General features: G+C 64.0%; 10 protein-coding genes. 2 read left to right on the top strand and 8 right to left on the bottom strand.

Annotated features, from left to right (window positions below):
• From DH10_RS19970 to DH10_RS19940, 7 genes are all read right to left on the bottom strand, one after another.
• A partial coding sequence (locus DH10_RS19970) for a small ribosomal subunit Rsm22 family protein (RefSeq protein WP_192385254.1) occupies nt 1-639 on the bottom strand: 639 nt, incomplete at its 3' end.
• Between the two features lies 1 nt (nt 640).
• Nucleotides 641-964, bottom strand: coding sequence for a YnfA family protein (locus DH10_RS19965; protein WP_192256498.1), 324 nt, complete (start codon nt 962-964; stop codon nt 641-643).
• Nucleotides 965-1,035: 71 nt separating this feature from the next.
• Complete coding sequence (locus tag DH10_RS19960) at nt 1,036-2,319, bottom strand: cyclopropane fatty acid synthase (RefSeq protein ID WP_192256496.1); 1,284 nt, start codon at nt 2,317-2,319, stop codon at nt 1,036-1,038.
• Between the two features lie 278 nt (nt 2,320-2,597).
• Nucleotides 2,598-3,182 carry a 50S ribosomal protein L9 gene (rplI, locus tag DH10_RS19955; protein WP_192256494.1) on the bottom strand — a complete coding sequence of 195 codons (585 nt, stop codon included), beginning with the start codon at nt 3,180-3,182 and terminating at the stop codon, nt 2,598-2,600.
• 214 nt (nt 3,183-3,396) lie between these two features.
• Nucleotides 3,397-3,645 carry a 30S ribosomal protein S18 gene (gene rpsR, locus DH10_RS19950; RefSeq protein WP_006203718.1) on the bottom strand — a complete coding sequence of 83 codons (249 nt, stop codon included), beginning with the start codon at nt 3,643-3,645 and terminating at the stop codon, nt 3,397-3,399.
• The gene (gene rpsF / locus DH10_RS19945) at nt 3,645-4,133 is read right to left on the bottom strand and encodes a 30S ribosomal protein S6 (protein ID WP_192256492.1); all 489 of its coding nucleotides are present in this window, start codon (nt 4,131-4,133) and stop codon (nt 3,645-3,647) included. Before rpsF ends, rpsR begins: the two co-directional genes overlap by 1 nt.
• A 324-nt stretch (nt 4,134-4,457) precedes the next feature.
• Complete coding sequence (locus DH10_RS19940; protein WP_192256490.1) at nt 4,458-6,404, bottom strand: LTA synthase family protein; 1,947 nt, start codon at nt 6,402-6,404, stop codon at nt 4,458-4,460.
• 257 nt (nt 6,405-6,661) lie between these two features.
• On the opposite strand from DH10_RS19940, the gene fabD reads away from it, so the two are divergent.
• Both fabD and fabG read left to right on the top strand, forming a co-directional pair.
• A complete protein-coding gene (gene fabD / locus DH10_RS19935) occupies nt 6,662-7,615 on the top strand; it encodes an ACP S-malonyltransferase (RefSeq protein ID WP_192256488.1) in 954 nt (317 codons plus the stop codon).
• Nucleotides 7,616-7,674: 59 nt separating this feature from the next.
• Nucleotides 7,675-8,412 carry a 3-oxoacyl-[acyl-carrier-protein] reductase gene (fabG, locus tag DH10_RS19930; RefSeq protein WP_192385253.1) on the top strand — a complete coding sequence of 246 codons (738 nt, stop codon included), beginning with the start codon at nt 7,675-7,677 and terminating at the stop codon, nt 8,410-8,412.
• A gap of 62 nt (nt 8,413-8,474) precedes the next feature.
• Here the strand turns inward: fabG and DH10_RS19925 are convergent, their stop codons facing one another.
• Nucleotides 8,475-9,431, bottom strand: a complete 957-nt coding sequence (locus DH10_RS19925; protein WP_192256484.1) for a Csu type fimbrial protein — start codon at nt 9,429-9,431, stop codon at nt 8,475-8,477.
• Between the last annotated feature and the right edge of the window lie 13 nt (nt 9,432-9,444).

Below are 9,444 nucleotides of genomic sequence, written 5' to 3'. Positions count from 1 at the left end.
CGCCGAGACATGCGCGCCGGCCTCGATGAGCTGCGATCGCGCGACGAGGATGCGCTGCCAGCCGGCCGGTGTGCCGGGCTCGACGATCAGCAGCGAGTCGGCCGTCAACCGCCAGAGCCGGTCGATGAGCTTCGGCAGCGAGGCGGGCACGATCTCGTCCAGAACATAGGTCGCACTGACGAGGTCGGCGGGCTCGAGACCGACGAGATCGATGGTGGCGTCGCCGGCAATCCAATTGGTCCGGACGGCGATCGCGCCGGCGGCCAGCGACTGGCCGACCTTGCGCACCGCGGCGCTCGCCTCGACCAGAACCGCCTGTTCGAGCTCAGGCCAGGCCTCAGCCGTGGCCCAAAGCATGGTGCCAGGTCCGGCGCCGATGTCGAGCAGGCTTTTCGGCTGGAAATCGGGACAGGCATCGGTCAGCGCGCCGACGCTGGCGCGGACGGCGGCGTAGGTGGCGGGCAGCCTGGTCGCCAGGTAAGCCTTCACCGCCATGTCTTCCGCCATGTGCAGGCGGCCGTCGCGTAGCTCGGCGCGATAGCGCTCGGAAAGCTTTTTCGCGGCCTGTTTCAGCGCCGGCAGCGGCACCTTCTCGAGCAGGCTGTCGACGCCTTGCCGGAGTGGGGCGGGCAGTTCCACTTCAGGCTCCTCTTGGCGCGAGCAGGATGACCGAGGCGCCGCCGATGCAGAGCGCGGCGCCTGCGAGGTCGAAGCGATCGGGGCGCACGCCTTCGACCAGCCACAGCCAGCCGAGCGAAGCGGCGATGTAGATGCCGCCATAGGCGGCGTAGGCGCGGCCGGCGGCGTTCGTTTCGACCAACGCCAAAAGGAAGCCGAACAATGCCAGCGACACCAGACCCGGCACCAGCCAGAGCGGCGACTTCGCCAGCCGCCACCAGGCCCAGAACGAAAAGCAGCCGGCGATCTCGGCAAGCGCGGCTGCGATGTAGATCAAGTACGTCATGAAAAAGGCCTCGCGAACGAGACCTTTTTCATGGCGTCAGGCCGCAATGGCAAGCGGCAATCGCCGAGGTTCTATTCCACCTTCTTGCGGCGGGTAGGCTTGGCCGCCGGCGTCGCCGGCTCTTGGTGGCCGAGATCGCGCAGCTCCAGCGCCTTCTCGCATTTGGCCATGTAGTCGCGCGTCATCGGCAGCGTGTCGTTCTTCTTGGCGATCTGGAATTGGAAGATCACCAGGTCCTGCCAGCGGAAGGCGGCTTCCGAGGCGGCGAGGTAGAACTCCCACATACGGCAGAAGCGCTCGTCATAGATCGCTTTCGCTTTGTCGCGGTTGGCGGCGAAGCGCTCGCCCCAATGCTTGAGCGTATCGGCGTAATGGAGGCGCAGGATTTCGATGTCGGTGACGACTAGGCCGGACTTCTCGATCGCCGGCATCACCTCCGACATCGCCGGGATGTAGCCGCCCGGGAAAATGTATTTGCGAACGAAGGCGCTGGTCGCCCACGGCACGCCGGAACGGCCGATCGTGTGGAGAAGCATCACCCCGTCGGGCTTGAGCAGCGTCGCCGCCTTGTCGAAGAAGGTGCGATAGTGATTGACGCCGACATGCTCGAACATGCCGACCGAAACGATGCGGTCGAAGCGCTCGTTCAGCACGCGATAGTCCTTGAGCTCGAAATGCACCCTGTCCTGCAGGCCAAGCGCATGCGCGCGGTCGGTGGCGACGCCGTGCTGCTCGGTCGAAAGCGTCACGCCCTGCACGTCGACGTCGAAGGCCTTGGCGAGATAAAGCCCGAGCCCGCCCCAGCCGGAGCCGATGTCTAGCACCGTCTGGCCGGCCTTCAGCCTGAGCTTGGCGGCGATGTGGCGCTTCTTGGCGACCTGCGCCTCTTCCAGCGTCATGTCGGGCTGTTCGAAATAGGCGCAGGAATACTGCATGTCCTCGTCGAGGAAGAGCTTGTAGAGCTCGCCGGAGAGATCGTAGTGGCGCTGCACATTGCGGCGCGAGCGCGAGGCGGTGTTGATCTGCTGCAGGCGGCGGAAGGCATGGCGCAGGCCTTCGATCGCCTTCGACCAGGTGGCGTCGATGCCGCCGCTGCCCATGTTCTGGAAGGCAATGCGCATCATGCCAAGCACGCCACCCTCGAGAATGTCGAGTTCGCCGTCCATATACGCTTCCGGCACAGCCAGCATCGGGTCGAAGCTAATGGCGCGCTCGGCATGCCTGGTCTTGATGTGCATGTGCACCGGCTCGCCGCTGCCGTCACCGAAGGTGACGGCCGAGCCCTTCGGCCCGGTGACCTTGAGATTGCCTGTGCGCACCAAGCGGTCGAGAATGCGCTTCAAAAGAATATTCATGACCAAATGTTCCCTCAAAGTCAGGCTGACTTCCAAACGCGTGGCCCGAAAACGGCACCGGTTTCGGGAGCGCCCTGCGCGAAAGTCACAGGTACTATGGCGTCATTTCTGCGTCCAAAGGACGCGCGACGCTATAGTTTGCCTCAAGATATAGGGGTTCGAAAAGTTCCATTTGGCATAAAAATGCCCGGGTCGTGTGCCCGGGCATTAGTCCAGAAATTCTGGAAGGCCTGCGAGCCGGAGCAGTGCTCCGGCCTTTGTCGATCAAGCCCCGTTGATCAGGCGTTGTCTTCGCCGCCTTCGAACTCGGCGCTCGGGTCGAAGAAATTCTCCGGCCGAGCGTTGTCGTTGATGTCCTCGCCATAGATGGCTTCGGCGGTCGTCAGCATCTCGCCCTTGGCCTGGCGCTCCGCCTCTTCGGCCGAGCGGGCGACGTTGAGCGTCACGGTGACCTCGACTTCCGGATGCAGCGCGATCGCGACATTGGAGAGGCCGATGGTCTTGATCGGCTGGTTGAGCTCGATCTGGTTGCGGCTGACGGTGAAGCCTTCCGCGGTCAAGAGTTCGGCGATGTCGCGGGTCGACACCGAGCCGTAGAGCTGGCCGGTCTCGCCGGCCGAGCGCACGACCATGAAGCTCTTGCCGTCGAGCTTCTCGGCGATCTCAGAGGCCTCCGACTTGCGCTCCAGGTTGCGGGCTTCGAGCTGGGCGCGCTGGCCCTCGAACTTCTTCTTGTTGGCTTCGTTGGCGCGCAGCGCCTTGCCCTGCGGCAGCAGGAAGTTGCGGGCGAACCCGTCCCTGACCTTGACGGTGTCGCCCATCTGGCCGAGGCGGGAAATGCGCTCGAGGAGAATGACTTCCATGGTTTCGTTCCTTCGGTTTGGCGCCATCGGGGATGACGTCGGATTCTTTTGGAACAGGTCAGGAAGCAAAAAGGGACTTCGCCCGGTGTCGCTGTCCTGCCTGTCGCGGCAGTTAGAGGTTTATGGCCTCAACTCGGGATTTGAACCTACCCTTGCGGCGCCCGTCGCCGTGGGGTTGAAGCGGGCGGCAAGCCGCCCGCATCAATACTTCAGCTTAGCGAACCACGTAGGGCAGCAGGCCGAGGAAGCGGGCGCGCTTGATCGCCTTGGCGAGCTCGCGCTGCTTCTTCTGGCTGACGGCCGTGATGCGCGAGGGCACGATCTTGCCGCGCTCGGAAATGTAGCGCTGCAGCAGACGCACGTCCTTGTAGTCGATCTTCGGGGCGTTGGCGCCGGAGAACGGGCAGGTCTTGCGGCGGCGATGGAACGGGCGCCGGGTCGGGATCTGGTTGATGTCGACCATTATTCTGCACCCCCTTCAACGTTTTCGCGCGGACGGCGCGGACCGCGGTCGCCGCCATCACGGTCGCCGAACGAACGCGGGCCACGGTCACCGCGATCGCCGAACGAGCGCGGGCCACGATCGCCACGGTCGCGATCGCCGAAGCTGCCGCGCTCGGAGCGCTCTTCGCGCTTCTGCATCATCGCGGAGGCGCCTTCCTCATGCGCCTCGACCTTGATGGTGAGGAAGCGCAGGACGTCTTCCGACAGGCCCATCTGGCGCTCCATTTCGTTGAGCGCGGCCGGCGGGCAGTTGATGTCCATCAGCGTGTAGTAAGCCTTCCGGTTCTTCTTGACCCGGTAGGTAAGGGACTTCAGTCCCCAGTTCTCGATCCGGCCGACCGATCCGCCATTGGCGGTGATGACGCCCTTGTACTGTTCGACAAGCGCATCAACCTGCTGCTGCGACAGGTCCTGCCGGGCAAGAAACACATGTTCGTAAAGAGCCATTATGTTTTTCTGCCTTTCTTCGTTTCTCTTACCGGCCCTCGCGGCTAAGCCTCTGCAACTTGTCTGACCCGGTCGCGACGGAGCGGGGAAGAAAGGAGCATCACGAGACGGTCGAGAGCGGAGACACGGGAGGCCAAAAGCGCTTCTGGCTTCATGACGTGGCCTTCTAAAGCCACGGCCCTCCGTTCAGCCCCCAGCAAGGACCGGCAGATTGCCGGCGTCTATACAGCAATTTGCCAGGAAGGCAAGCGCGGGAGACAGGGTCGGCGATCCCACGATGCCGCAGGGCCGAAAGTCTCCGGCGCTCGTGGATTGGTGGCCGGCTCAGCTGGTGTGGGCGACGAGCGGGGCGACCGTTTCGGGGAAGAGGTCGGGCGCGACGCGGCGCTTGCCGAACATCATGTCGTACTGGATCAGCCGGAAATCGTTGATTGCCGGATCGATCTTCTTCTGCCTCGCCCAATCGGGCGTCGCCTCGCCGGAGGGCGACAGCAAAAGGTTGCGGTCGACCACCCGGTAGCGCTCCCGCAGCGCGCCGAGGAAGCCGGTGTAATAGGGGTGGGAAATCCCGGCCGTGGTGAGGATATGGTAAGGCAGGAAGGCCGGGCTTACCGAGCCCAGGTTCTCCACCGGGCCGGAGCGGTTCGACCAGATGATCAGCGGCGTGTCGTGATGCTCGAGCGCCGCTTCCGGCGTCGGCTCCTTGCGCGGCGCGACATTGTCCTTGAGGAAGCCGGTCTCGACATAGACGGGGCCGAGCGGCGGCAGATGATCACCGAAGAAGGCGACGATGGTCGGCCGCTCGCGCTTCTTTGCCCACTCGATCAGGCGCTGCAGGCCGCGATCGGCATCGGCCGAGCCTTCGGCGTAGGAGAGCAGAGATTCCCGCGCCCAGGTGCTGATCGGCGCGTCGATCGCATGGGTGGGATTGTAGTAGCGGTAGGGCTCGTAAGGCCCGTGGTTCTGCAGGCTGACAGCGAACAGGAACACCGGGTCCTCGCTGGCATCGGCCTCGCGCATGATCTCGTCGGTCATCGCCGCGTCGGAAGCGAGCGGCCCGCGCTTCTCCATCGGCGGCAGTGTCTCTTCCGAACGGAAGTCGTTGAAGCCGAAATCGGCGTAGACGGCGCCTCGGTTCCAGAACCAGTTGGTGCCCGGGTGGATGGCGCGCGCCCTATAACCTTCGCTCTTCAGGAAGGTCGCCAGCGACGGCGTCGGCGTGCGCACATATTGCTGGTAGGGAATGCTGCCGGCCGGCAGGAAGGCGTTGGAGAAGCCGGTCAGCGCCTCGAACTCGATATTGGCGGTCATGCCGCCGAATTCCGGCGAGAACATCGAGCCCGAGCGCAGCGCGCGCACCGTCGGGATCGGATCTGGCTTGATGCTGACGCCGGGAAGCTCCGTCGGATCCCAGAAGGATTCGCTCATCACCACGATGATGTCGGGCTTCTGGTCCGGCATCGAGGCGGCGACCTCGGGACGCGCGATCGCGTCCATCGTCTTGTCGGAATAGCCGGGCGGCGCCGAGACATGCGCCATCGGCACGTTCATCGCGAAGGCGAGCGCGAAGCCGTTGGAGGCGTAGTTCTCCTTCTGGTCCCACATAATCGGGATGATCTGCAGCCTGTCGCGCGTCCACGAGAAGGTGGCGTAGTCCATGATCGAGACGAAGAAGGCGAGCAGCGGCACGGTCAGCGTCAGCCGCGCCAGCCGTCCCTTGCGGCTGAGGATCGGCACGCGCCGGCGCCAGAGCCGCCAGCCGTAGACGAGCAGCGCGAGGCTGGCGACGATCGCCGCCGCAAGCAGTACGGCCGTCCAGGGGCGCTCGCGCACCAGAAGCGGCATCAGCGCCATGATCTGGCGCGCGTAAAGGAAGTCCGTCGGATAGAGCGGATCGCCGAGATAGTGCGATTTCTGGTGACCGACAAAGGCCAATGCCAGCGTCAGCGGCGCGACGATCATCAGGCTCTGGTGGCTGCGGCCAAGTATGGCGTCGAGCCCGATCAGCACCAGCGAAAAGACGATGATAGTGGTCCAGCCGGGCTTGAAGGGCTGCAGGAAGAAGTCGACCGTGCCGAAGAAGTCGCCGCGCACGATCCATTCGATGGCGAACACCAGAAGGGCGGAGGCAAGCAGCGTCGCGAGTCCGTAGCGGACAATCGGCCATCTCCGCCCCGGCAGATAGCCGGTGGACGGATCGTCTTCCAAAAATTGCGGCGCGGGTTTGGCCGCGCCTTTCCTGATCCTAGCCACTTTGCTTCCCCGGCCCATGTCACGCGTCTTCCACACGCGTCACGCCACTGTCATCGAAATGTCACGCAAAGCTAGCGCCTGTGGCGGAAATAAGAAGAGCCAGCAAACGATTCGTGAGCGGTTTTCATCAGGTGTGATCGCCAAAAAGCCTTTCGGAACAGGGAACTCGGCCGATTTCCCAGCCGAAATAGGTGCTGAACTGGTGCCTGCGGGCTTGACTTGGCCGTCCGCCTTGCGCCAGAGGCAGGGAAAAACAAGCCGTTGGAGACGCTAAAATGGCCGTCGCATTCACCTTTCCGGGACAGGGCAGCCAGGCCGTCGGCATGGGCAAGGATCTCGCCAATGCCTTTCCCGAGGCGCGCCGCGTCTTCGAGGAAGTTGACGCTGCACTTGGCGAAAAGCTGTCGAAGCTGATTTGGGAAGGACCGGAAGAAACCCTGACGCTGACGGCCAACGCGCAGCCGGCGCTGATGGCGGTGTCGCTTGCGGCGCTAAGGGCGATGGAAGCGGGAGGCTTTTCGCTGAAGGACAAGGTGGGTTACGTCGCCGGCCATTCGCTCGGCGAATATTCAGCGCTTGCCGCCTCCGGCTTCGTGTCGGTCGCCGATGCAGCGCGGCTGCTGCGCACCCGCGGCAACGCCATGCAGGCTGCGGTACCGGCGGGCGAGGGTGCCATGGCGGCAATCATCGGGCTGGAGCAGGCCGATGTCGAAGCCGCCTGCGCGGAAGCGGCACAAGGCTCGGCCAAAGGAGCGGTCTGCCAGGTCGCCAACGACAATGGCGGCGGCCAGCTCGTCATTTCCGGCGCCAAGGCGGCCGTCGAGCTGGCGGCGAAGCTCTGCACCGAAAAGGGCGCCAAGCGGGCGCTGATGCTGCAGGTTTCGGCACCTTTCCATTCGGCGCTGATGACGCCCGCCGCCGACATCATGCGCGAGGCGCTCGCCGGGGTGGCCAAGAGCGCTCCTGTGGTTCCCATCGTCTCCAACGTCACCGTCACCCCGACCTGCGATCCGGACGAGATTGCCCGCCGCCTGGTCGAGCAGGTGGTTGCCCGCGTGCGCTGGCGCGAGACGGTGGAATGGTTCGGCGCCAACGGCGTCTCGACGCTCTATGAAGTGGGCGCCGGCAAGGTGCTGTCGGGCCTGGCGCGGCGCATCAACCGCGACATCGCCACCGGTGCCATCGGCACGGCGGCGGAAGTCGAGGCAGCGCTGGCCGCGTTGGGCTGACACGCTGGCGATTTGATCGCATCCGTGCGAAGGGTGCTCTCTGAAATCGGGAGATGAAAATGTTCGAACTGACCGGCCGCAAGGCGCTCGTCACCGGCGCATCGGGAGGCATCGGCGAGGCGATCGCCAGGGTGCTGCACAGCCAGGGCGCCATCGTCGGCCTGCACGGCACCCGTGTGGAGAAGCTGGAAGCGCTGGCCGGCGAGCTGGGCGAGCGCGTGAAACTCTTTCCGGCGGACCTGACCAATCGCGATGCGGTCAAGGCGCTCGGCCAGAAGGCGGAGGCCGACCTCGAAGGCGTCGACATCCTGGTCAACAATGCCGGCATCACCAAGGACGGCCTGTTCGTGCGCATGTCGGATGCCGACTGGGATCAGGTGCTCGAGGTGAACCTCACCGCCGTGTTCCGGCTCACCCGCGAGCTCACCCATCCGATGATGCGCCGCCGCCATGGCCGCATCATCAACATCACCTCCGTGGTCGGCGTCACCGGCAATCCCGGCCAGACCAATTACTGTGCCTCCAAGGCCGGCATGATCGGCTTTTCCAAGTCACTGGCGCTGGAGATCGCCACCCGCAACATCACCGTCAACTGCGTCGCCCCGGGCTTCATCGAATCGGCCATGACCGACAAGCTCAACGACAAGCAGAAGGAGGCGATCATGGCGGCGATTCCCACCAAGCGCATGGGCACCAGCGCCGAGGTTGCTTCGGCGGTCGCGTATCTCGCCTCGGACGAAGCGGCCTACGTCACCGGCCAGACCATTCATGTGAATGGCGGCATGGCGATGATTTGAGACACGGTCGGCGGCATTTCACAAACGGCAGAATCGATGGCTGCCGCCAATGCCCTGATGCCTCAGTAGGTGACCGTGACGACGACCGTATCGGTATAGACGCCGGCTGACGGGGTTGCCTGTGGCGGCACGCGGCCATAGACGGTCAAGTTTTGCGCTATACCGCTTCCGGTTCCCGGGACCGTGCTGCCAGCCGCATCCCCCCAGGGCTGAGTTCGATCAGCGTCCTTGTAGAGGCCATAAGTCACGGTTTCCGCGCCCTTCGACATCTTGCGCGCCGCTGGAGGCGAACCGGTCGTGCCGCCGTTCAGCGAGACAGTGTAAGCCGCTGCCGGCGTGCAGGTGACCGAAACCTGGCCGGTGGTATCGACATTGGCACTGAGAGCCCCCGTCGATCCGAAATCAATGTCATGGGTCGACACGAGACAATTGGCAGCGACCAACGCATTTATGGTGAAGGTTGGACTTGCCGCCAGGGTGCCCGCACCTGTGTCGCAGCTGTTGGCGGTATTATAACGATAGCGGAACTCGACATCTGAACCGGAAAACGTCGACAGATAGATTCCCGGTGGCGCTGTTCCCTGGCTACCAAACACCTTGCCGTAAATAGTGGCAGTGCCAGTTGCCGTGCCCAAGGCATTCGGCGTCAGCGCCAAAGGCGGCGGGCGGGAAGAATAAGCCCAGGCATAAGAGCCCCAAACCACGCTGCGCGCCGAATCCGAATAAAGCTGATAGTTGAGGGCGTTGGCGCCACTCAACATCTGGCGGGCTGTTGCCGAAGATGCGCCTCCGGTGCCAGCCCCGAGATTCGGACAAATCAGGATGCGCTGACCGGCGGTTCCCGTGCAATTCATGCTGATTGTCGCGGTTGAGTTGGTTTGGCTGCTCAACAGCGTATCGACCGGGCCGAAGTCCATGCTGGAAACGCCAAAGGCGCAGCTTTGCGCCCAGGCGAGCGATGGAATCGGGGCGATGGCCAAGAGGATGATAATGCGCAAGAGGATAATGGTGCGGAGCATTTTTTCTCCTGTT

The organism is Mesorhizobium silamurunense (assembly GCF_014843825.1).
Classification (GTDB): Bacteria; Pseudomonadota; Alphaproteobacteria; order Rhizobiales; family Rhizobiaceae; genus Mesorhizobium; species Mesorhizobium silamurunense.
The sequence above is the reverse complement of the archived record's forward strand: the minus strand, read 5'-3'. Positions and strand labels throughout refer to the sequence as shown.

What these genes read in the sequence shown, in the direction of transcription:
- DH10_RS19940 (WP_192256490.1), bottom strand. Translation starts at nt 6,404, where the DNA reads ATGGGCCGGGGAAGCAAAGTGGCTAGGATCAGGAAAGGCGCGGCCAAA.
- DH10_RS19965 (WP_192256498.1), bottom strand. Translation starts at nt 964, where the DNA reads ATGACGTACTTGATCTACATCGCAGCCGCGCTTGCCGAGATCGCCGGC.
- DH10_RS19925 (WP_192256484.1), bottom strand. Translation starts at nt 9,431, where the DNA reads ATGCTCCGCACCATTATCCTCTTGCGCATTATCATCCTCTTGGCCATC.
- fabG (WP_192385253.1), top strand. Translation starts at nt 7,675, where the DNA reads ATGTTCGAACTGACCGGCCGCAAGGCGCTCGTCACCGGCGCATCGGGA.
- rpsR (WP_006203718.1), bottom strand. Translation starts at nt 3,645, where the DNA reads ATGGTCGACATCAACCAGATCCCGACCCGGCGCCCGTTCCATCGCCGC.
- rpsF (WP_192256492.1), bottom strand. Translation starts at nt 4,133, where the DNA reads ATGGCTCTTTACGAACATGTGTTTCTTGCCCGGCAGGACCTGTCGCAG.
- fabD (WP_192256488.1), top strand. Translation starts at nt 6,662, where the DNA reads ATGGCCGTCGCATTCACCTTTCCGGGACAGGGCAGCCAGGCCGTCGGC.
- rplI (WP_192256494.1), bottom strand. Translation starts at nt 3,182, where the DNA reads ATGGAAGTCATTCTCCTCGAGCGCATTTCCCGCCTCGGCCAGATGGGC.
- DH10_RS19960 (WP_192256496.1), bottom strand. Translation starts at nt 2,319, where the DNA reads ATGAATATTCTTTTGAAGCGCATTCTCGACCGCTTGGTGCGCACAGGC.